This is a genomic window from Actinomadura sp. WMMA1423, from assembly GCF_006547145.1.
Taxonomy (GTDB): domain Bacteria; phylum Actinomycetota; class Actinomycetes; order Streptosporangiales; family Streptosporangiaceae; genus Spirillospora.
The window spans coordinates 7,038,862-7,059,821 of the sequence record NZ_CP041244.1; the positions used below are offsets into that span (position 1 = coordinate 7,038,862).

Sequence of the window (20,960 nt, forward strand, 5' to 3'; positions counted from 1 at the left end):
ACGCAGGGCACATGTCCACACATCGCACAGCATTTCGCTTCCACCCTCGGTCCGCCGCCCCGATTCAGCGGGGGGCGCGCGTGAACAGGTGGAAGGCTGACATCCCCAGCCCGGAGGGCTTGGGGAGGCGGAAGACGGGCTCGCGCTCGTCGTAGCGGTCGGTCTCGCGGTGCCACCTGAGGAGGCCCGCCATCCAGTCGCGCAATTCCTCGACGTACGAGGAAAGCGCGGCGCGGACGGCGTCCTCCAGGTCGAGCCGGTCGCACAGCGCGGGGAGCTCGTCCGCGGCGAGAAGCTCGAACTGGCGGCGGCGCGAGGTGATCAGGTCGTTGACGACCGGCAGTGCCTCGTCGCGTCCGATGCCGAAGAAGTTCTCGACGGCGAGGACGCCGTTGTTCAGCTCACCCTCGTACTCGATCTCCTTCTGGTAGGAGAAGCAGTCGTTCAGCAGGCAGGCGGCGTCCATGGCGGAGGCGGCGAGCTCGCGCAGTGTGCGGGTCTCGAAGACGTGCGCGGGGATCTCCTTCGCGCGCCAGAGCCGCGGCAGGCCCATCGTCAGCTCGGAGCCGAACGTGAGGCGCCGCATCTCGATGTAGTCGACCGGGTCGGGGATGCGCGACTGGAGGTGGTTGTTCAGCTCCCACAACCAGCTCTCGACCGTGCGCTCGACGATCGCGCGGAACGCGCGGCGGCCGGCGTCGTCCATGGGACCGGCGGTCCGGGGCCACAGGTCGGCCAGCGCCGCCTCGAACGGGTTCTCTGGGGACGGGGCGGCGCCGCAGTCCAGCGGCATGAACAGGGGGACGCGGGCGTTGAAGGCCTTCGCGCCCGCCATGTCGCGGTCCCGGTTGAAGACGGCGGGGAAGAAGTCGTCGCCGAAGGTGCCCCAGCCCACCCACTGGGCGGCGAGGTCGAGCGCCTCGGGCTCGGCGTCCGGTGCGAGGGACGCGGCGCAGACCTCCAGAGCCATCCCGGAGAGCCGGTCGGGGCTCCACACCGGGACGGGCGTCCGGGGATGCGGGGAGAACATGCCCATCTCCCGCGCCCAGGCGAGGAGGTTGCGGCCGGCGCGCTCGCGGTGCGGGTTCACGCGGGCCCGGTAGGGGATGTCGAACTCGGGCAGCGGCGTGGGCCCCACGCGCTGGAACGGGACGTGCGGAAGGCTGATCCGGGCCGACTTCAGCAGCGCGGGGATGCGGGCGGCGGACATGCCGAGCGATCTGTCGTTCATGTACCGGCTGGATCGCATGTGCCATTCGTGACCGCCGGACTGCCAGTCCTGGAGGGCCTTGACGTAGCCCGCGACGCTCGCCCGTTCCGCGGGGTCGAGGGCGTGGTCCTCGAAGATCTGCGGCAGCTCGGTGACCGCGGTGTTCTCGAACTGGCGCAGCCGGGAGGTGAGCAGGTCGTTGACGGTGTCGGCGGCGACCTGCGGCGCCACCGACAAGAAGCGCTCCATCACCAGCACGCAGTTGTTGACCTCGCCCTCGGACTCGGTCTCGCGCTGGTAGGAGAAGATGTCGTTGCGCAGGTGGACGGCGTCGGCGAACGTGTCCTTCAGGACGCGCAGCGGCCGCGTCGCCACCACGCGCTCGGGGAGTTCGACACCCGCGGCGTGCTCGGCGAGGTCGGCCGACCAGGGCGCCCCGCCGACCTTGCGCCGCATCTCGATGTACTCGACCGGGTTCGGGATCCGCCCGGTGCTGATGTTGGCCAGCTCCCACAGCGACTCGCGCAGCAGGTTCAGGGTGCTCAGGGAGAAGCGGCGGCGCCAGGCGTCCGACCTCGACGGGACGGTGCGCGCCCACAGGTCGGCGAGGCCGCGCTCGACGGCGTTCACCGGTGCGGGCGGGTCGAGCGACATGAACAGCGGCAGCCGGTCGAGGTAGCCGCGGGCGCCCTCCTGGTCCTGCGGCCTCTTGAAGACCTCGAGGAAGTGGTCGTCGAAGTAGAAGACCCAGACGTACCAGTCGGTGATGAGGTCGAGTTCGGGGGCCGTGCAGTCGGGATGCGTGTAGGCGCACAGGAGGGCGTAGTCCATCGATTCGAGTGCGCGCTCGTCCCAGATGTCCGGGGTGCCGGGGTCCCGGTGGTCGTCCAGCATCCTCATCTCGCGCGCCCACGCCATGGTGTGCCGGCGCGCGCCCTCCAGATGCGGGTTGAGGCGGGCGGGATACGGGACGTAGAAGTCGGGCAGCTCGAAGGGTTGCATGAACCGGCCTCTCTGTCGGGTCCGGCGGGGGGCCGTCGCGCTGGTTCGGCAACTTACAGCACCGGTCATGTCACCGAAAGTGACATATTGCTTGCCGGAATCTCCTCCCTTTATGCGGGTAAGCCGAGGTCATGTCGGAGTCGCGCAAACCCGCCGCGGCCAACGACCCGGTAGAGCAGAACCTCGTGCTCGCCAGGCGCGTGGTCGAGGCGGCACAGCAGGAAATGATCGAGAAGGCCAGGCAGCGCATCCCGGCGCTGCGCCTCGGGGCCGTGGCCGGGGCGTTCGGCGTCATGGCCACCGCCGCCACCTACCGGATGAACGTGCTGCTGCTGGAGAAGAAGCTGCCCCCCGAACTGGCGTCCTTCATCACCGCCGCCGTGTACGGGGGCGGTGCGGGCGCGGCCGCGATGGCGGCGTCCCGCAAGTGGAAGGGGCTGCCGGCGCCGCTGCCGACCGACACGGCGCGGCAGGTCGTGGAGATCCTCACCGACACCGACTGACGAGCGCCGGGAGACCTGGGGGGCGCGGGTGCGGATCAGTGAGCTGGCCGGTCTGCGGGCCGAGCGGCCGGAGGCGGTCGCGGAGGCGGCGGCCCGGCGCGGGCGCCGCGAGGGGCCGGCGGGGGCGGGCGGGCGCCTGCTGATCATCGCGGCGGACCATCCGGCGCGCGGCGCGCTCGGCGTCGGCGGCGACCCCCTCGCCATGGCCGACCGGGGCGACCTGCTCGACCGGCTGTGCGTCGCGCTCGACCGCCCCGGCGTCGACGGCGTGCTCGGCACCCCCGACGTCATCGAGGACCTGATGCTCCTCGGCGTCCTGGACGGCCGCCTCGCGATCGGCTCGATGAACCGCGGCGGCCTCGCCGGGACGTCCTTCGAGATCGACGACCGGTTCACCGCCTACGACGCCGGCGCGATGGCCGCCGCGGGCCTGGACGGCGGCAAGATGCTGCTGCGCGTCGACGACGCCGACCCCGCCACCGCCCGCACGCTGGAGGGCTGCGCACGGGCGGTGTCCGGGCTCGCGCGGCACCGGCTGATGGCCGTCGTGGAGCCGTTCGTCGCGCACCGCGTCGAGGGGCGCGTCCGGAACCTGCTGGCACCGGAGGCGATGATCCGCGCGGTGTCGGTCGCGTCCGGGCTGGGGACGACGTCGGCGTACACGTGGCTGAAGCTGCCGGTCGTGCCGGAGATGGAGCGGGTGATGGCGGCGACGACGCTGCCCGCGCTGCTCCTCGGCGGCGAGGTGACCGGCCAGGCGGCCGGCGAGGCCTCAGGTGAGGGCGGAGCGGTGCTGGACGGCTGGCGGCGCGCGCTGAGGATCCCCGGCGTGCGGGGAGTGGTCGCCGGGCGGTCGCTGCTGTATCCGCCCGACGGCGACGTCCAGGCCGCCGTGGACGCTGCCGCCGCGCTCCTGTGACCCACCGGTCTCTTATAACGGCCGACCTGCTGTGACCGACGGGAGATCCGGGGTAGGCAACCCCGCATGGACAGCGAAGCCACCCCGGTGCACGCCGGCATCACCCTGGTCGTGAACGGGACGGAGCACCGGCTCAACGTCGACACACGAGCGTCCCTCCTGGACGTCCTGCGCGAGGATCTCGGCCTGACGGGGTCGAAGAAGGGGTGCGACCACGGCCAGTGCGGAGCCTGCACGATCCTGCTCGACGGGCGCCGGGCGAACGGGTGCCTGGCCCTGGCCGTCGCCCACGACGGGGCGGAGGTCGTCACGGTGGAGGGGCTGGCGCGGGACGGAGAGCTCAGCCCCGTCCAGAAGGCGTTCATCGAGAACGACGCCTTCCAGTGCGGGTACTGCACATCCGGCCAGCTCTGCTCGGCCACGGGGATGCTGGACGAGGCCGAACGCGGCTGGCCCAGCTCGGTGACCGGGGATCTCGCGTCCGATCCCGTCCTGGACGACGACGAGATACGCGAGCGCATGAGCGGCAACCTGTGCCGGTGCGGCGCCTACACCGGCATAGTCGCCGCCCTCAAGCAGGCTTCCCAGCGCACGGAGGCGGCTGAAGCATGAGGCCCTTCACTTACGAGCGCGCCACCAGCGCGGAGGACGCCCTTCAGAAGCACGAGGACGGGGCCGTCTACCTGGGCGGCGGAACCAACCTCGTGGACCTGATGCGGCTCGGGGTGGAGGAGCCGACCAGGCTCGTCGACGTCGCGCACCTCCCCTATGACCGGATCGAACTGCGGCCGGACGGGAGCCTCGTCGTGGGCGCGGCGGTGACGAACAGCGCCATCGCCGCCGACCGGACCGTGCGCGAGGGGCATCCCGTCCTGGCGCAGGCCGTGCTCGCGGGGGCGTCCGGCCAGATCCGCAACCTCGCGACGGTCGGCGGCAACCTGCTCCAGCGGACCCGCTGCTCCTACTTCCAGGACGCCTCCAAGCCCTGCAGCAAGCGAGCCCCCGGCACCGGTTGCCCCGCCCGGGAGGGCGAGCACCACAACCTGGCGATCCTGGGCCACTCGGATGCCTGCGTCGCGACCCACCCGTCCGACATGGCCGTGGCCTTGGCCGCCCTGGACGCCTCCGTGCGCATCCAGGGGCGCGGCGGGGAGCGGACCATCCCCTTCGAAGACCTGCACAGGCTGCCCGGCGACGAGCCGCAGCGCGACACCACGCTCGAACCGGGCGACCTCATCACGGCCGTGGAGGTCCCCGCGCTTGGCGTGCCGTCCCGCTACCGCAAGGTCCGCGAGCGCGCGTCGTTCGCCTTCGCGCTGGTCTCCATCGCGGCGGCGCTGGAGATCGCCGACGGACGGGTGCGGGACGTCCGGCTGGCCCTCGGCGGCGTCGCCCACAAGCCTTGGCGGGCGCGCCGCGCCGAGGAGGCGCTCCGGGGCGCGGAGCCGACGCAGGAGTCCTTCCGGCGCGCCGCCGAGGCCGAACTGGAGGCCGCCGAGCCGCTGCGCGACAACGCCTACAAGGTGCCGCTGGCCCGCAACCTGATCGTCCGGACGCTGACCGAGCTGGGGGAGGACTCATGACCGACCGGCTGGAGAGCCGCGAGAAGGTCACCGGGACGGCGCGGTACGCGTTCGAGTACCCCGTGGAGAACGCCGCCTACGCCGCGGCCGTGCAGGCGAGCGTGGCCAAGGGCCGGATCGAGTCGGTCGGCGCGGAGGACGCGCTGAAGCTGCCCGGGGTGCTCGCCGTCCTCTCCTGCGTGAACGCGCCCGAGCTCAGCGACACCTCGGACGGCGAGCTGGCCCTGTTCCAGTCGCGGACGGTCTCCTACCGGGGCCAGTTCGTGGCCGCCGTCGTCGCGGAGACCCTGGAGACCGCCCGGGAGGCGGCGCGCCTCCTGCGCGTCGAGTACACCGAGGAGGCGCCGGACCTGCGGCTCCTCGCCGACCACCGGGGCCTCTACAAGCCGGACAAGGTGAACCCGGCGTTCCCGGCGGACACCGAGCAGGGCGAGCCCGAGGAGGCGTTCGGGAACTCGGCCGTGCGGGTCGACGCCGTCTACACGACGCCCGCGGAGCACAACAACCCGATGGAGCCGCACGCGACGATCGCCGAGTGGGGCGAGGACGGGACCCTCACCCTCTACGACTCGAACCAGGGGGCGTCGACCGTCCAGTCCACGCTCGCGAAGATCTTCGGCCTCGAACCGTCCCGGGTGCACGTGGTGTCGCCGCACGTCGGCGGCGGGTTCGGCTCGAAGGGGACGCCCAGGCCGAACGTCGTCCTCGCCGCGATGGCCGCCCGCGCCGCCGGGCGTCCCGTCAAGTTCGCCGTCCCGCGCCAGCAGATGTTCGCCACCACCGGCTACCGGACCCCGACCGTCCAGCGCCTGCGGCTCGGCGCGGGCGAGGACGGGCGGCTGAACGCGATCATCCACGACGTGGCCGAGCAGACCTCGACCGTCAAGGAGTTCGCCGAGCAGACCGCCACGCCCACCCGCATGATGTACCGGGCCCCGCACCGCCGGACGGCGCACCGCGTGGTGGCCCTGGACGTCCCCACGCCGTCCTGGATGCGCGCCCCGGGCGAGACACCCGGCATGTTCGCGCTCGAGACGGCGATGGACGAGCTGGCCGCCGCCGCGGGCATCGACCCGATCGAGCTCCGCGTGCGCAACGACACCGACCGCGAACCGGAGAGCGGGCTGCCGTTCAGCTCGCGCAACCTCGTCGCCTGCCTCCGGGAGGGAGCCGAGCGCTTCGGATGGGCCGAGCGCGACCCCCGGCCGCGTGCCCGGCGGGAGGGCCGCAAGCTCGTCGGCATGGGCGTCGCCTCGTCCACCTATCCCGCCTACCAGAGCCCCAACCGGGCCGTGGCGCGCGCCGAGCCCGACGGGACGTTCACCGTCAGGATCGCCGCCGCCGACATCGGCACCGGCGCCCGCACGGCCCTGGCCCTGATCGCCGCCGAGACGCTCAAGGAGGACCTCCGCAACGTCCGGGTCGAGATCGGCGACAGCTCGTTCCCCAGGGCGTCGGTGGCAGGCGGCTCGGGCGGGACGGCGGGCTGGGGCACGGCCGTCGTCCGCGCCTGCGAGGCCCTGCTCGGCGAGTTGGACGGCGCCGTCCCGCCCGAGGGCGTGGAGGCGTCGGCCGACACGCGCGAGGAGCTCAAGAACCGGGAGGAGTACGCCCGGCACGCCTTCGGCGCGCAGTTCGCCGAGGTGGAGGTGGACGTCGACACCGGCGAGGTACGGGTCCGCCGGATGCTCGGCGTGTTCGCGGCCGGCCGGATCATCAACCCCAAGACGGCCCGGTCCCAGTTCATCGGCGGGATGACCATGGGCATCGGCATGGCGCTGATGGAGCAGAGCGTCATGGACCAGGAGTTCGGCGACTACCTCAACCGCGACCTGGCCCAGTACCACGTTCCGGCCTGCGCCGACGTCCGCGACATCCAAGCGGAGTGGGTGGAGGAGTCCGATCCGCACCTGAACCCGATGGGCTCCAAGGGCATCGGCGAGATCGGCATCGTCGGCGCGGCTGCGGCCGTGGGCAACGCCGTCCACCACGCGACCGGCGTCCGCGTCCGCGACCTGCCCCTCACCCCGGGCCGGATCCTTCCGGAGCTCTGACGGGTCGAGGACGCCTGGCAGGTTGAGGGCGCCTGACGGGTTGAGAACGGGTCTGACCGGGTGAAAAGTTCACTATCAAGGTGATCTCCGTCATCGGGACGGGTAGGGAAGACGTACTCGGGGGCGACCGCCAACCCGCGAGGTGATCGCCGTGTACCAGCAGGTCCTCGATCCCGTCGCCGACTCGCTCGGCTGGAGCTCCCTGGTCGCCGCACTGCCGCTGGCCGTGCTGTTCGTCCTGCTCGGCGGCGTCCGCATGCGCGCCTGGCTCGCGTCCCTCATAGCGCTGGCCGTCGCGCTCGCGATCGCCGTCTGGACGTACGGCATGCCCGCCGACCAGGCGCTCCTCGCCGGCTCCGAAGGCGCCGCGTTCGGCTTCTACCCGATCCTGTGGATCGTCATCAACGCTCTGTGGGTCTACAACATCACCGTCACCACCGGCCACTTCGACGTCCTGCGCCGGTCGTTCGCGCAGGTCAGCGACGACAGCAGGCTCCAGGCGGTGCTGATCGCGTTCTCGTTCGGCGCGCTGCTGGAGGCCCTGGCGGGCTTCGGCACGCCGGTCGCGGTCACCTCCGTCATGCTGATCGCGCTCGGCTTCGAGCCGCTCAAGGCCGCCGTCCTCGCCCTCACCGCCAACACCGCGCCCGTCGCGTTCGGCGCGATGGCGACGCCGATCCTCACGCTCGGCAAGGTCACCGGCGAGTCCAGCGACACGCTCGGCGCCATGGTCGGGCGGCAGACCCCGATCCTCGCCCTGTTCGTCCCGCTCGTCCTCGTCGCCATCGTGGACGGGCGGCGCGGCCTGCGCGAGACCTGGCCCGTCGCCCTGCTGTGCGGCGCCGCGTTCGGTGCCGCACAGTACGTCACCGCCAACTTCGTCTCGGTGCCGCTCGCCGACGTCGTGGCCTCGCTGGTCTCGGCCGCCGCCGTGGTCCTGGCCGTCCGGCTGCGCCCGTCCGCCGCGCCGGCCGAGCCCGCCCCGGTCGCCGGCGGCGCCGCGGACGAGCCGACGCCCGAGTTCGCCGCCCGCGTCGAAGGCCGAGGGGGAAGCGCCAGGGGCCGGGCGGGCGACGGTGGCGACTCGCGCGCCGAGGTCGCCCGCGCCTACGCCCCGTACGCGATCATCATCGCGGTCTTCGTCGTCTGCCAGATCGGGCCGGTCAAGGACCTGCTGGACAAGGCGACGCGGACGTTCTCCTGGCCGGGCCTGCACCTCACCGGCCCGTCCGGCAAGCCGCTGACCCTGCCGACCTTCAACTTCAACTACCTGACCACGCCCGGCACGCAGATGCTCGTCGCGGGCCTGATCACCATGGCCGTCCTCGGGGTCGGCCTCGGCACGGCCCTGCGCGCCTACTGGACGACCCTCGTCCAGCTCCGGTGGGCGATCATCACCGTCATGGCGGTCCTCGCCCTGGCGTTCGTGATGAACGCCTCCGGGCAGACGGTGACGCTCGGGACGTGGATGGCCGGTGCGGGCGGCGCCTTCGCCCTGCTGTCGCCGATCCTCGGCTGGCTCGGTACCGCGGTCACCGGATCGGACACCTCGTCCAACTCGCTTTTCGGCGCGCTGCAGGTCACCGCCGCGAACAAGGCCGACCTCTCGACGGTCCTCATGGCGGCGACCAACAGCTCCGGCGGTGTCCTCGGCAAGATGGTGTCGCCGCAGAACCTCGCCATCGCCGCCGCGGCGGTCGGCCTGGACGGGCGCGAGGGCGACATCTTCCGCCGCGTCGTGCTGTGGAGCCTGCTGTTCCTCGCCGGGATGTGCCTGCTGTCCGGCCTCCAGTCGACCGCGATGCTCGACTGGATGGTCCCCTGACGCGGCCGCGGAGGGAGGCGTGGAGTGCTGCGGGGGCTACTGCTGGTAGCCCTCCACCTCGCCGGCGGGACGGAGCGCGGCGTCGTCCGGGTTCTGCCCCGCCGCGAGGCGGGCGCGCCGCTGCCGCAGCAGGTCCCAGCACTGGTCGAGGGCCACCTCCAGGTCCCGCAGCCGCCCCTGGGCGTCGGCGTTGGAGGTCTCGGCCCGCTCGTGGGCCTGCCGGAGGGCGTGCTCCTCCTCGATGAAGTCGTTGATACGTTCCAGGATCGCCTTCTCGTCCATGAAATGGCTTCCGATCGTGGTTTTCCGCTCTGGTGGGGTCCAGATGGTCCCGACAGGTGAGAGCCTTGCATATACGGGGCCGTGCACGGTAGCGGCGGCGCCCCGGTGAGGGTGAGGAGCGGATGACGGTCTGGCGGATCACCGGCGGCGAGGGCGGCCCCGATCCCGGCGCGCGGGAGGGTCCCCGCTACGACGTCGTGGAGCACGACTCCGCGCTGCTGCGCATCACGGCCGCGTCGGCCCTGCCCCGCGTGCTGATCGCGGGCGAGGTCGACGTCTCCAACACCGCCGCCGTCGCGCGCGCCCTGCGCGCCGCCCAAGAGCGCGTGCCCGGCGATGGCCGGCAGGCGGGCGATGCCCATGGCCGACCCGTCGGCGATGCCCATGGCCGACCCGTCGGCGATGTCCAAGGCCGCCCCGTCGGCGATGCCCATGGCCGCCCCGTCGGCGATGTCCACGCCGACCTGTCGGCCGTGGAGTTCATGGACGTGGCGGGCCTGCGCGCCTTCACCGAGGCCGCCGACGCCCTGCACGGCCGAGGCGGCCTGCTCGTGCTGCACGGGGTCCCGCCGCACATCGAGCGGCTCTTCACGCTGATCGGCTGGCACTCCTCCCCGGGCCTGGAGATCCACTGCCCGCCCCGCCGCTGACCCGTCGAACCCCGCGCCGAGCCACCGGACGACCATGCCCGCGTCACCGCACGGCAAAGGACATTCGACACAAACGCGAACCTATTCAGGAAACGGTCATATGCCGTTTGACCTGCTAGAACACGGTTAGGAGGGATTTACAGCTCTCCGATTCAGAGGGGGATCTCATGGCAAGGCGTAGAGGGCATGAATCCGCGCCGACGCCCAGCGAACACACCGGATCGGCGATGCCCGCGGAGGGCGCGGCCGCACCGGGGTACGGCACGGCCGAACCGGGATACGGCGGGGCCGAGCCGGCGCGCGGCGCGGCGATGGCACCCCGCAGGGGTGCCGACCAGCCCGGTGAGCACGCGCTCTGGGAGGACCGCACGCGCGTCTTCCTGCAGCCCATCGCGGCCCCGTCGATCCTCGGCCTGTTCGGGCTCGCCGCCGCGGCCATGATGGTGGGCGCCTGGCAGGCCGGCTGGTACGGCGGCGTCGGAACGCCGCTCATCCTGTGGCCGCTGGTGCTGACCTTCGGCGGCATCGCGCAGCTGCTGGCCGGCCTGTGGGGCTACCGGGCGCGCGACGGCATCGCCACGGCGATGCACGGCATGTGGGGCGCGTTCTTCATCGGCTGGAGCCTGCTGTTCCTGCTGGTGAGCATCGGAGCGGCGCCACTGGCGCTGGCGCCCGTCCTCGGCACCGCCTATGCGGGCTTCGCGTTCTGGTTCGTCCCGCTCGCGGTGATCAGCGGCCTGGGCGCGCTGGCCGCGCTCGGCGAGAACCTGGTGATCGCCCTGGTGTGGGCCTGCATGTCGGTCGCCGCGGGGTTCACCGCCGCGGGCTTCTGGGCGGGCTCGACGTGGCCGCTGGACGTCGGCGGCTGGCTGTTCGTCGCGGCCGCGGTGGTCGCCCTGTTCGGGGCCGCCGCGCTGATGTTCGAGAACAGCTTCGGGCGCACGATCCTGCCCACCGGCAAGATCCGCAAGGGCGCCAACATGCCCGGTGGCCGGGGCGTCCGGCCCCTGGAGTACCGGCAGGGCGAACCGGGCGTGAAGATCGGGCAGTGATGCCCGGCGTTTCGCCTTGACATTCCCGTTACCCTATGCTGAGCCGAAGAGTACCGACCGGCTCGGAGGGGGAGCGGGAATGTCAACGGCGGTCCGGCGGACGTGGCGGCGCCTCGTCCAGTCCTACAACCAGCTGTGCGCGCGCGAGGACGCGGTGACGCGAGGCTTCACCGTGCCCAGCGGCGTCTGGGCCTGCGACCGCTGCCACGAGCCGCACCTCGAGCTGGCGACGCTCAAGCACCACCTCCGCACCGAGCACGCCTGACGCCCCCGCCCGGATCCCCGGGTTCCGGGCGGGCCTCACAGGAACCGGGCGATGGCCTGCTCCAGGCGGTGGACGGAGAGGGAGTCCCCGGCCAGCCCCTTGACGACGTCGACGAGCTCCTTCAGCCCGCCCGGGTAGTCCAGGCAGGTCGTGAGGATCGCGAAGCAGTCCATCCGCGCGCCCGCCTGCCGGGTGACCGCCGCCGCGACGTCCCGGCGCAGGGCCGAGACGACCTGGTCGCGGCCCTGCGGGGACGCCAGCACAGGCACCTCCAGCATCCGGTCGACCAGCTCGAAGATCACCGGCCGGTCAGGCCCGCTGGTCGGTGGCCCGGCGGCCTGGGGAACACCGGCCTGGGGAACACCGGCCTGGGGCGGGCCCGCCGCGAGGTCCCGGGAGGCCTCCGGGCGGCCGGTCGCGCCCGGCACCCTGATCCACGCGGGCCCGGCGGTCTCCTTCACCGCCACCTCGATCCGCCGGTAGTCCTCCGGGATGATCCGCCCCCGCGCGTGCCGGACGACGTCGTCGTGGACCCGCTCGGAGACGACCACCCCGAACCACGCGCCGGACGCGCCGAGCGCCTCCTTGAACGCGGGGGCGTCGAGGATGCGGAAGGCGTGGTTCACGGCCGTCCCCACCAGCCCGTGGCCGTCGAACAAGGCCTCGCCGGTGTGCACCGACACGCGCAGCCGGATCCGGGCGATCTGAGAGGCGACCCGGTTGTACCGGCCCAGCTCCGCCCTCAGCATGTCGGCGACGTCGACCAGAACGGGCTCCACCTCCACGTGGGGCCGCAGGGCGATCAGCGCGCCGTCGCCTCGGTCCTCCCAGTAGCAGTCGGCCAGAGAGACGCCCGCGGCGGTGAAACTCGCGCCCAGGTGCCGGTAGAGCGCGTCGCGCATGTGGCGCCGCACGTCGTCGGTCCGCTCCGCGTCGCCGAACCCGGCGATGTCGCACCCGACGATGACGCAGTGCCCTGACGGGCGCCAGAGAGGACCGGTGGTGTCGAATTCGGGAAGCATGGGTCCGCTGGCCCTCCTCATGTCGGCGCGCCGCACTCCCGCTCCCACCCTGGCCTCAGAGCGGGGTCGGCGCTATGTCGCAGTCGAGTAGGCGTCCCTCCGCCGCCCGGAGCACGTCCGGATGCCCGTCCCCGAGCGCGCTCGCCAGGGCCTCGGCGGGGCCGCCGCCGGGGCCGTCCAGACCGAGGGCGTCGCAGATCACCTGGTGGTTGTGGGCGCACGCCAGCGTGTAGACGTGGCCGGCCCCGTACCGGTCGCCGAACCGCTCCCAGGTCTCGTTGGACCGGATGCGGGCCGCCTCCAGCCTGCCCATGTGGAACAGGTCGTGGACGAGGCCGACCGAGCAGCACAGCGAGAAGTAGTGGTCGGCGCCCAGCGCGGCGCGCAGCTCGCGCACGGAGGTGTCGTCGAGGACGCGCGCCGACTCGTGATCGCCCAGGCTCCGCAGCGCCATCGCCAGGTCGGCGGCGCAGGCGTGGGAGAACGGATGGCCCATTCCCATGACCTGGCGGTGCCCGGTCAGGGCGGCCTCGCCCAGCCTGCGCGCCCTCTCGGCGTCCCCGGTCGCGAGGCAGGCCAGCGCCAGCACGCGCTGCGCCGCCAGGGTGTCGGGATGCCGCTCGCCGTAGCGCTGCGTGTGGAGCCGCAGCGTGTCCTCCGCGAGCCTCTGCGCCTCGGCGAGCGCGCCGAGCTTGCGCAGGGTCGCGGCGTGGCTCATCTCCGTGTGCAGGACGAACGCGTGGTCGGACACGGGCGTCCCCCGCGTGATCGTCAAAACCTCCCGCTGCAGCGCGGCGGCTTCGCGGTACGCGCCCAGCCCGTGCAGGTCGCGGGCGAGCTGGCTCATGGCGAACAGGGTGACGCGGTTGTGCGGTCCGACGCTCGCGCGGAACTGGGCGAGGGAGTCCGCGTCGAGCGAGCGGGCCCGTTCGAACTCGCCCAGCAGGCGCAGGTTGATGCCCACGTTGTTGGCGACGCGGAGGGTCTCGAGGTGGCCGTTGCCGAACAGCCGGGCCGTGCGGCGCAGCGTGTCCTGGTCGAGGTCGAGGGCGGCTTGGAAGTCGCCCCGCAGCCGCCGGTCGGCGGCCACGGTGCCCGCGGCGCGCATGGTGATCGAGTGGCCGGGCCCGAAGCGCTCGATCGTCCGCCGGTAGATCTCGGCGTTGTGCCTGTTCGCCCCGGCCACGTCCCCGAGAGCGCGCATCACGGTGCCGAGTTCGCGGCCCGCGATGAGGACCGACTCGTCGTAGGGCCCGAGCTCGCGCTGCCAGTGCTCCAGCGCGAGCTCGGCGAGGACCCGGCTGCCCTCGAAGTCGCCGAGCAGGTACAGGTAGCGCATCTGGTCGAGCGCCACCCCGCGGATCTCGGTGGTCGCACCGCCGATCACGCCCGAGGGCACCACGTGCGGGGCGATCTCCGCCCGGATCGGCCAGGTGGTCTCGTCGTCCGGCGGGGCCTTCGGCGTGGCGGCGGCGAGGATGCGGTGCACCCGGCCCCGGACGGCACGGTGGTCGTCGTCGGAGAGCCTGGTCTGCAGCATCGTCCGGATCAGCCGGTGGACCTGGAGGCTGCACCGGTCCGGGTCGAACCGGCCGAGGGCGTAGCGGTCGATGTCGGCCATCGCCTCCCGGAGCAGCCCGGCGTCCGCCAGCGTCTCCGTCAGGTCGGGCGGAAGGCCGTCCCCGGCGCCCGCGGCCAGCAGGTCGCGGGTGACCGGCTCGGGCCCGAAGAAGGCCCACAGCTCCAGCAGCCGCCCCGCCGCGGGGTCGTCCTCCCGCAGCCGCTCGAACGCCAGGGTCAGGGTCCCGGCCAGCTCCGCCGGGTAGTCGAGCGGCAGGCTCGCGCCGGGCTCGGCCCGGAGCCGGCGGTCGAGGAGCCGCAGGTACTCCCCGGCCGCGCGGCCGGTGACGGCGAGCCATGCCGCCGCCTGCTCCACCGCGAGGGGCAGGTCGCCGATCCGCTCGGCGATCCGGTCGGCGTCGGCGGCCGTGAGGCCGGGCACCCGGCGGCACAGCAGCGCGACGCTCTCCGCGCGCTCGAAGACGCCGACGTCCTCGGCGGCGGTGCGCCCGGCCCAGCGGCGGTCCCGGGACGTGATCAGCACGTGGCCGCCCGGTACGGCCGTCGTCAGCGGCCCCCCCGGCTCCCCGGCCCGGACGGGCAGCAGCGGGACGAGCTCGTCGGGGTCGGCGGCGTTGTCGTAGATGAGCAGCCAGCGCCGGTGGGCCGGGCTCGTCCGCAGCGCGTCCAGCAGGCGCTCGACGGTCCGGTTGACCTCGTCGCTCAGCGGGGTGTCGAGGCGCCGGGCCAGCTCGACGAGCGACGACCTGGCGAGCGTGGTCCGCTCGGCGGGCACCCACCAGATCACGTCGTAGTCGCCGGCGTACCGGTGGGCGTACTCGACGGCGAGCTGCGACTTGCCCTGCCCGCCGAGGCGCCTCGGGGCGGCGGGCAGTAGGCAGGTCACCGCGCCGGACAGATCGGCCCTGATGTCGCGGAGCAGCGCGTCGCGTCCGGTGAAGTCGGGGTTGCGCGCGGGGAGCCCGCCGCCCCGCAGCGGCGCGTCGCGCTCCTCGGGTCCCTTCCGCGTGAGTCCTTCGCCGACCGGGGCGCCCGTCGGATCTGGTGGGGGGTCATCTGGCGGGGCGTCGTCCGGCGGGGTGTCGTCGTGGGCGGCGGGTCCGGGACCGTCCGCGGCGGCGCGCGCGAGCCGTTCGGCGATCTGCGCGTAGCGGCCGCCGAGCCGGGCGAGCACGCGCGCCGCGACCTGCGCGAACGGCGGGTCCTGCCGCAGGTCCTCGGTGCCCTGCTGGACGGCCCGCAGCAGGGCGGGGAAGTCCTGGGTGGATCCCCACCGGCCCCGCACGACGTTCCAGACGTTGCGCAGGACGCTCATCGCCTCCGCTCGGCCGATTCCGCCGAGCAGGACGTCCCGCACCCCGTCGTGGAACTCGTACTCGACGCCCTCGGGGTCGGAGGTCCGGCGCGCTCGGCGCATCAGGCCGCCGAGGAACACCTCCGCCAGGTGCGCGGACGTCGCGTCCGGCAGCATGGCCTTCTGGACCAGCGCCATGACCTCCAGCCGCAGCGGGGCCGCCGCGAGGTAGGCCGCCAGCCGGAACGCCGTCGGCGAGGAGGCCGCCCGGAAGCGCTTCACCCGCTCGGCGGGCGACGGGTCGTCTCCATCCGGGCGCGCGCCGCCGCCCTCGCCCGCACCGTCGTCCACGGGCGGTTCCCGGGTCGGCACGCCGGTGAACACGGCCATCGCCGCGATCCGCTCCGCCCCGCCGCCGACCAGTTCGGCCCACGGGCGCAGCCACCGGGGCTCCAGCTCCAGCACGGGAACGGCGACGCCGTGCGGCACGGTCGGCTCCTCGCGCGGGCGCACCGTGAGCCTGTCGTTCGGCACCCCGGCCTCCCGCGCCCCGAGCCACACAGGCTCGGCCGCCATCGCGCACCGCCGCCACAGCCGCTGGGGGAGCGGCTGGAGGATCGCGACGGGGCCGGACCGCGCCCAGCGTTCGAGGACGGCGGCGGCGCGGCCGTCGCCCCAGGCGGGCCCGATGCAGTCGGTGAGGACGAGGACCACGCGGCGGCGCGTCGGGTCGATCAGCTCGTCCGGGCTGCGCCCCGGCCCGGCCGTCGCCGTCCCGCTGTGCAGGACGAGGGCGTCGTCGGTGTCCAGCCGCCACACGCGCACGTCGCGGAAGGCGCCCAGCCGCTCCATCAGCGTCCGCAGCTCGGCGGCGAGCCGCGTCCAGACGACCATGGAGGCGCCGCCGTCCACGACGAGCGCGAGGTCGAGCCACCGTTCCGGCGCGGGCTCCATGACCGGTTCCCAGATGCCGGTCTCCGCGATCCGCTGGGCCGTCGCCTCCTCGACGAGGTTCTCGACCGTGCGGGACGAGAACCTGCCGCGCAGCGGCCGCAGCGCGCGGGCGAGGCTCAGCGCGTGCGGGATCGCGGGCGTCGCCGGGGCCCGGACGGCATCGCCCGCCGCGGGGGCCGGCTCCCCGAGATACAGCCCGGCCTGCGCGGCGGGAGCCGCGGGACGGGCCGGACGGCGCTGCGGGGCCGGTTCGGCGGGCGCCGGCTCGGGCGCGACGGGCGCCGGGGCCGGGCCGGGCTCGGGCCCGGGGCCGGGCGGCGGCGCGGGCGTCCCGCCGGGCGCGGCGGTATCCGGCAGGGACCGCGCCAGCCACAGGGCGTCGGCGACCTCCTGCGCGGTGAGCGGGGGATCGAGGGCCTCCAGCGCCTCGATCAGCCGGCGGATCATCCCGGGCCGGCGGCGCCCAGCGGGCGCAGGATCGCCCTGACCATGTCCTGGAGCGTGGCCTCGGCCGGACGCGAGCCGGTCGTGCTCAGGTAGACCGCGTTGAGGAGCTGGTCGGTGGCCAGGTCGCCCTGCTCGCGGCGCTCCAGGAACTCCCGGATGAGGTCCGCGCTCGCGGCCCGCGCCGCCCCGCCGAGATGCGCCTCGACGATCTCGGCGAGCTCGTCGGGGGTCGGCGGTTCGACCACCAGCCGGACGCAGCGGCGCAGGAACGCCGGGGGGAACTCCCGTTCGCCGTTGCTGGTGATGACGACGAGCGGGAACGCGGCGCACTGGACCCGGCCGCGGGTCACCGGTACCCGGTCGGGCCCCTTGACCGGCATGACGTGCACGACCGGCTGGTCCTCGGGGAGGCGTTCGAGCTCCGGGATCGTGTAGCCGCCCTCCTCGAACACGTTGAGCAGGTCGTTGGGCAGGTCGATGTCGCTCTTGTCCAGCTCGTCGATGAGCAGCACCCGGGGCCGCGGCCCCGGCAGCAGCGCCGTCCCGAGCGGCCCGAGCCGGATGTAGCGGCCGATGTCGGGGGCCTCGGTGCCCGCCCCGGGGGCGACGGCCTGGCGCAGGCTCGTCTCGTGCAGGCGGCCGATGGCGTCGTAGCGGTACAGCCCTTCCTGCAGCGTCGCCCGGCTGGTGATCGGCCAGTCCAGCACGGGGCCGAGGCCCAGCTCGTGCGCCACGTTGTAGGCGAGCGTCGACTTGCCCGTGCCCGGCTTGCCGGTGACCAGCAGGGGCCGCCGCAGGCGGAGCGCGACGTTCACCATGGTGACGACGTTCGGCCCCGGACGGTACGACAGGGCGCGCTCCAGACCGCCGCCGGGCGGCGGCGCCGCGCCGTCCTCGGTGTCGAAGCGCCGCCAGGGCGGCGGATCGGGCAGCCGCGCGAGGCCGTCGTGCGGCGTGCCGTCGCCCCGGTAGATCTCCCAATCCCCGGAGCCCGCGTCCGGAGGCGTGTCCGTCGTCGCCACAGGTACCTCCCAGGAGAGCTCAGGCGGGGGCGCTCAGCCGCACGTAGGGTTCGGGCAGCCGGTCCGCGTCGTCGAAGACGAGGGTCAGGTCGAGGCCGAGATGGTCGCCGCCGCCGTCCCCGTCGAGTGCGCGCAGCGCCTCCCGGCGCAGCCTCAGTACGGTGTCGGGCAGGTCCATGGCGCCCTCGTCGAGCAGAGCCTGGAACTCCTGGGCGAAGCGCTCGGGGTCGCGTCCGCTCCGGCACCAGGTGACGATCGGCGCCCCCGCCTGGAGGGCGGCGCGCAGCTCGGCGGAGTCCGGTCCGTCCGTGCGCGGTGGGAAGGCCATGGCCATGCACACCGACGACGGCTCGGACAGCAGCATGCTGTAGAGGTTTTCACCGCCGTACTGGCCGGACTGTGTCACCCAGCACACCTTCGCGCCGTGGGGGTTCTCGCGCAGCCAGCGCCACTTGCGGCGCCACTGGTGGTGGTAGGCCGGCCTGCGCATCCGGTCGAGGCTGCGGACGATCACCGGGTGCTCGATGCCGAGCCGCCGCTCCAGCCCGTCCACGGTGATCCGCAGCTGGTCGACCGGCGTGCCGAGCATGTCCACCGGCAGCACGAACTCCAGCGTCAGCTCCGGCGCCGGCCGGTTGACGACCCGCTGGTCCTCGCTCAGCAGCTCCTTGACGAGGCCGGGCAGCCGCTCGAACGGGACGGGCTCGTCGTCGCAGCGGAGCATCAGCCCGTGCTCGCCCTCCGCCTGGAGCCACGCGGAGGCCAGGTAGCGGTCCGGGACGGCCCCGTCCCGGCGGAGCTCGATGACCAGGTAGCTGCGCGCTCCCGCCGACCCCGGCGCGGGCTCGCTCCGCGGCGCCGCCACCTCGCGGGGCCGCGCCGCAGGGAGCCGGCGCTCCAGCCCGAGCCGGCGGGCGAGGGCGTCGACCCAGGCCCGCAGACCGGCGGCCGCGGGGCCGGCCGCGTGCGCGGCGAGCTCCTCGACGAAGGCCAGCAGCGGCGGGACGCCGTCGACGCCGACGGTGAGGTCCTCCAGTCGGGCCAGGACGCCCCGCAGGTCGCCCGGGTCGGTGTCGAGGGCGGGACCGGAGGGGGCGGTGACCTCCCAGTAGAGCGCGCGGATCGCGTCCGGCCCGACCACCCCGGGGGCCCGGTCGCCGAGGCCCCGCAGGAGGGCGTCGAGCTCGCGGCGCTCCTTCGGGCGCAGCAGCGGTTCGGGGAGCAGCTCGTCGACGAGCTCGCGGACCGCCTCCATCGGAATGCTTCCGCGGTGGAACTCCTCGACGATCGCGATCAGCGCGTGGAACGCCCCGGGATAGGACAGGCAGGCGTCCACGAGATGCCAGACGTCGGTGATGTCCTTGTCGTCGCGGGTGGCGGGGAGGGGATGGCCGAGCTGCCGTTCCAGAAGGGAGACGCAGAGGTCACGGGAGGTGCGCTTGCGTATCGTTTCCAGCTCCCACAGGGCCCGCACGAGGCGGGACTGGTCATCGAAAGGCAGCGACCATCGCACGTCCGACACTCAACCCCTCCGAACGAAACCGCACCGGGACCCCCATCGGTGGGGCATATCGTACGCGTTCAGCGAGGACCTATCGCGGGCGCTATTTCCGGTTGTGCGGAATTCTCATAAAGGTCTGCGTCGGATTCGGGGCCCGCCGGGCGAAGCGCGGACCGGACCCGCGCCCAGAGCGCCCGTGCGGCCGCGGAGTGCCGCCGAAGCCCCGGCCCCACCGCCTCGGCCATCGCGCTCCTGAGCGTCTGCTGGGAACCGATGCGCCGTTTCCTCAGTGACCACAGGTGGCAACTGCTGAGAACGGCGACGCCCAGGGTCACCGCCGTGACGGCCCCGGTCGCGATCCGGGTGCTCGGCACCAGCGAGAGCAGGTAGCCGGAGAACAGCGATCCGAGCGGGACGGCGCTCTGGGTGACGAAGTTGTTGATGCTGGCGACCCTGGCCAGCATCTCGTTGGGTACCCAGGTCGCCTGGTAGACGGTCAGCGCCACGTTGATGTGCGCCCCGACGAAGCTGATCCCGCCCCATGCCGCCAGGCCGGAGACCGGACCGTTGCCGATCGTCACGATGGAGGTCATGGCGAACCAGCCCCACACGCAGAAGAAGAGGACGCGAATCGGCCTGGTGCCGTGGGCGAGCCGGTACCGCCGGAACAGGCGCGGGGCGACGACGGCCCCCAGCGTTCCGCCCAGCCCGGACGCCGCGAACAGGATGCCGATCATCGAGGTGGACTCGAATTCCCGGTCGGCCTGCACGACCAGCATGAGAAACACGGTCTGAAAGGCGAAATTCGTTACCGCGCAGATGATGAGCACCATGCGCAGGAAGGTGTCGTGGCGCAGAAAGGCCAGGCACTTGCGGAAATCCGCGATCGTCGTGTCGTCCCGTTCCCGGGCGCTGAATTCCTTGTTCCTCATGAAGTGCAGGGTCAGTGCGGAGAAAAGCGAGGAGAGCGCGTCGGCCGTGAAGGGGAGTGCTCTGTTGATGCCGTAGAGAAAGCCGCCGAGAGGCCGGCCGAGCAGCAGGGCTATGTGGCTGCGCGCCTCGTTCCGGGCCATGGCCTCGGGGAGGGCTTCGTGGGGGACGACCCGGCGCACGACGGCGACCTCGGCCAGGTTGTACAGGGCGGCCAGGGCTCCGTCCGCCGCGGCCGCGGTGACCAGGAGGTAGCCGGGATGGAAGTGCAGCAGGAGGCCGAAGGCCAGCAGCACCGACACGGTGAACCGGGTGTACTGGCAGGTCAGCATGATGCGGCGCCGGTCGAACCGGTCGACGAGCATTCCGGCCGGCAGGTAGAGCAGCAGGCGGGGCCCCGTGCCCGCCGCGGCGACGCATCCCGCGAAGACGGTGGAGCGGGTGAGCGACAGCGCCAGCAGCGGAAGCGCGATGGCCGCGTTCATGCTGCCGAGTTGCGAGGCCGCCGATCCGCTCCACAGGTAGGTGAAATCCCGCGGCAGTGAAGGCCGCGTTCTCACGCGGACCCGCTTGCACCGTCCGGAGCGGCCACCCGCTGCATCCTCCTCGCGACTAATGGTGGCCGGTTTCGCCATGAGGAAACCCGGTCGCCGGCCAGGGGGCGGCAGAATGGGCGCCACCCTTGGGAGGTCCCCGGCTCAGCGACTCTGACGGCTTGGACAGATCACCCACAATGCTGCGAAAGGCGCGCTTTGTGCCGAGCGGAAACCCGCGGCACCGTAGCCATCGGGCCGCAGGCAGACTCTAGTGGAGATCGCGCAAGAAACGGGGTGATTGTCGAGAAAGGACCTGCACCCAGCGAGT

The 20,960-nt window shown here is 73.2% G+C and carries 16 protein-coding genes; 9 read left to right on the plus strand and 7 right to left on the minus strand.

The window, feature by feature from the left end:
• Positions 1-64 precede the first annotated feature (64 nt).
• Positions 65-2,212: a germacradienol/geosmin synthase gene (locus FKD65_RS32705; RefSeq protein WP_141582100.1), complete on the minus strand. Its 2,148-nt coding sequence runs from the start codon at positions 2,210-2,212 to the stop codon at positions 65-67.
• Positions 2,213-2,343: 131 nt separating this feature from the next.
• Here FKD65_RS32705 and FKD65_RS32710 point away from each other — a divergent pair, with 131 nt between their 5' ends.
• The 6 genes from FKD65_RS32710 (at position 2,344) to FKD65_RS32735 (ending at position 9,096) form a co-directional block, all read left to right on the plus strand.
• Positions 2,344-2,715 (plus strand): phage holin family protein, encoded by a 372-nt coding sequence (locus tag FKD65_RS32710; protein ID WP_141582103.1) that lies wholly within the window; start codon positions 2,344-2,346, stop codon positions 2,713-2,715.
• A gap of 28 nt (positions 2,716-2,743) precedes the next feature.
• Positions 2,744-3,634: an aldolase gene (locus FKD65_RS32715; protein ID WP_141582105.1), complete on the plus strand. Its 891-nt coding sequence runs from the start codon at positions 2,744-2,746 to the stop codon at positions 3,632-3,634.
• A 66-nt stretch (positions 3,635-3,700) separates the two neighbouring features.
• Positions 3,701-4,246, plus strand: coding sequence for a (2Fe-2S)-binding protein (locus FKD65_RS32720; RefSeq protein ID WP_240809711.1), 546 nt, complete (start codon positions 3,701-3,703; stop codon positions 4,244-4,246).
• Positions 4,243-5,217 carry a xanthine dehydrogenase family protein subunit M gene (locus tag FKD65_RS32725; RefSeq protein ID WP_141582107.1) on the plus strand — a complete coding sequence of 325 codons (975 nt, stop codon included), beginning with the start codon at positions 4,243-4,245 and terminating at the stop codon, positions 5,215-5,217. Before FKD65_RS32720 ends, FKD65_RS32725 begins: the two co-directional genes overlap by 4 nt.
• Positions 5,214-7,271, plus strand: coding sequence for a xanthine dehydrogenase family protein molybdopterin-binding subunit (locus tag FKD65_RS32730; protein WP_141582109.1), 2,058 nt, complete (start codon positions 5,214-5,216; stop codon positions 7,269-7,271). The genes FKD65_RS32725 and FKD65_RS32730 overlap by 4 nt, the downstream gene beginning before the upstream one ends.
• Before the next feature lie 151 nt (positions 7,272-7,422).
• Positions 7,423-9,096, plus strand: a complete 1,674-nt coding sequence (locus FKD65_RS32735; RefSeq protein ID WP_141582111.1) for an L-lactate permease — start codon at positions 7,423-7,425, stop codon at positions 9,094-9,096.
• 36 nt (positions 9,097-9,132) lie between these two features.
• On the opposite strand, the gene FKD65_RS32740 is transcribed toward FKD65_RS32735, so the two are convergent.
• Positions 9,133-9,378, minus strand: coding sequence for a DUF2630 family protein (locus tag FKD65_RS32740; protein WP_141582114.1), 246 nt, complete (start codon positions 9,376-9,378; stop codon positions 9,133-9,135).
• A gap of 122 nt (positions 9,379-9,500) precedes the next feature.
• Between FKD65_RS32740 and FKD65_RS32745 the strand changes: the two genes are divergently transcribed.
• The 3 genes from FKD65_RS32745 (at position 9,501) to FKD65_RS32755 (ending at position 11,345) form a co-directional block, all read left to right on the plus strand.
• Complete coding sequence (locus tag FKD65_RS32745; protein ID WP_141582117.1) at positions 9,501-10,028, plus strand: STAS domain-containing protein; 528 nt, start codon at positions 9,501-9,503, stop codon at positions 10,026-10,028.
• Between the two features lie 227 nt (positions 10,029-10,255).
• Entirely contained in the window at positions 10,256-11,080 is an 825-nt protein-coding gene (locus FKD65_RS32750; protein ID WP_168221264.1) for an acetate uptake transporter family protein, read from the plus strand.
• Positions 11,081-11,159: 79 nt separating this feature from the next.
• A complete protein-coding gene (locus tag FKD65_RS32755) occupies positions 11,160-11,345 on the plus strand; it encodes a hypothetical protein (RefSeq protein WP_141582121.1) in 186 nt (61 codons plus the stop codon).
• Between the two features lie 35 nt (positions 11,346-11,380).
• Here the strand turns inward: FKD65_RS32755 and FKD65_RS32760 are convergent, their stop codons facing one another.
• The 5 genes from FKD65_RS32760 to FKD65_RS32780 are packed head-to-tail and all read right to left on the minus strand — an operon-like array spanning position 11,381 to position 20,731.
• Positions 11,381-12,367: a hypothetical protein gene (locus FKD65_RS32760; RefSeq protein ID WP_141582123.1), complete on the minus strand. Its 987-nt coding sequence runs from the start codon at positions 12,365-12,367 to the stop codon at positions 11,381-11,383.
• A gap of 55 nt (positions 12,368-12,422) precedes the next feature.
• Positions 12,423-16,643: an FxSxx-COOH system tetratricopeptide repeat protein gene (gene fxsT / locus FKD65_RS32765; RefSeq protein WP_141582125.1), complete on the minus strand. Its 4,221-nt coding sequence runs from the start codon at positions 16,641-16,643 to the stop codon at positions 12,423-12,425.
• On the minus strand, positions 16,640-17,665 hold the full coding sequence (locus FKD65_RS32770) for a MoxR family ATPase (RefSeq protein WP_141582127.1): 1,026 nt from the start codon (positions 17,663-17,665) through the stop codon (positions 16,640-16,642). Before FKD65_RS32770 ends, fxsT begins: the two co-directional genes overlap by 4 nt.
• 19 nt (positions 17,666-17,684) lie before the next feature.
• Entirely contained in the window at positions 17,685-19,187 is a 1,503-nt protein-coding gene (locus FKD65_RS32775) for a hypothetical protein (protein WP_141582130.1), read from the minus strand.
• A gap of 59 nt (positions 19,188-19,246) precedes the next feature.
• On the minus strand, positions 19,247-20,731 hold the full coding sequence (locus tag FKD65_RS32780) for an MFS transporter (RefSeq protein ID WP_141582132.1): 1,485 nt from the start codon (positions 20,729-20,731) through the stop codon (positions 19,247-19,249).
• Positions 20,732-20,960: the final 229 nt, after the last annotated feature.

Bases quoted from the DNA above. Each gene is read 5' to 3' on its own strand.
- FKD65_RS32705 (WP_141582100.1), bottom strand. From the start codon at position 2,212: ATGCAACCCTTCGAGCTGCCCGACTTCTACGTCCCGTATCCCGCCCGC.
- FKD65_RS32710 (WP_141582103.1), top strand. From the start codon at position 2,344: ATGTCGGAGTCGCGCAAACCCGCCGCGGCCAACGACCCGGTAGAGCAG.
- FKD65_RS32720 (WP_240809711.1), top strand. From the start codon at position 3,701: ATGGACAGCGAAGCCACCCCGGTGCACGCCGGCATCACCCTGGTCGTG.
- FKD65_RS32725 (WP_141582107.1), top strand. From the start codon at position 4,243: ATGAGGCCCTTCACTTACGAGCGCGCCACCAGCGCGGAGGACGCCCTT.
- FKD65_RS32730 (WP_141582109.1), top strand. From the start codon at position 5,214: ATGACCGACCGGCTGGAGAGCCGCGAGAAGGTCACCGGGACGGCGCGG.
- FKD65_RS32740 (WP_141582114.1), bottom strand. From the start codon at position 9,378: ATGGACGAGAAGGCGATCCTGGAACGTATCAACGACTTCATCGAGGAG.
- FKD65_RS32745 (WP_141582117.1), top strand. From the start codon at position 9,501: ATGACGGTCTGGCGGATCACCGGCGGCGAGGGCGGCCCCGATCCCGGC.
- FKD65_RS32750 (WP_168221264.1), top strand. From the start codon at position 10,256: ATGCCCGCGGAGGGCGCGGCCGCACCGGGGTACGGCACGGCCGAACCG.
- FKD65_RS32755 (WP_141582121.1), top strand. From the start codon at position 11,160: ATGTCAACGGCGGTCCGGCGGACGTGGCGGCGCCTCGTCCAGTCCTAC.
- FKD65_RS32760 (WP_141582123.1), bottom strand. From the start codon at position 12,367: ATGCTTCCCGAATTCGACACCACCGGTCCTCTCTGGCGCCCGTCAGGG.
- fxsT (WP_141582125.1), bottom strand. From the start codon at position 16,643: ATGATCCGCCGGCTGATCGAGGCGCTGGAGGCCCTCGATCCCCCGCTC.
- FKD65_RS32780 (WP_141582132.1), bottom strand. From the start codon at position 20,731: ATGGCGAAACCGGCCACCATTAGTCGCGAGGAGGATGCAGCGGGTGGC.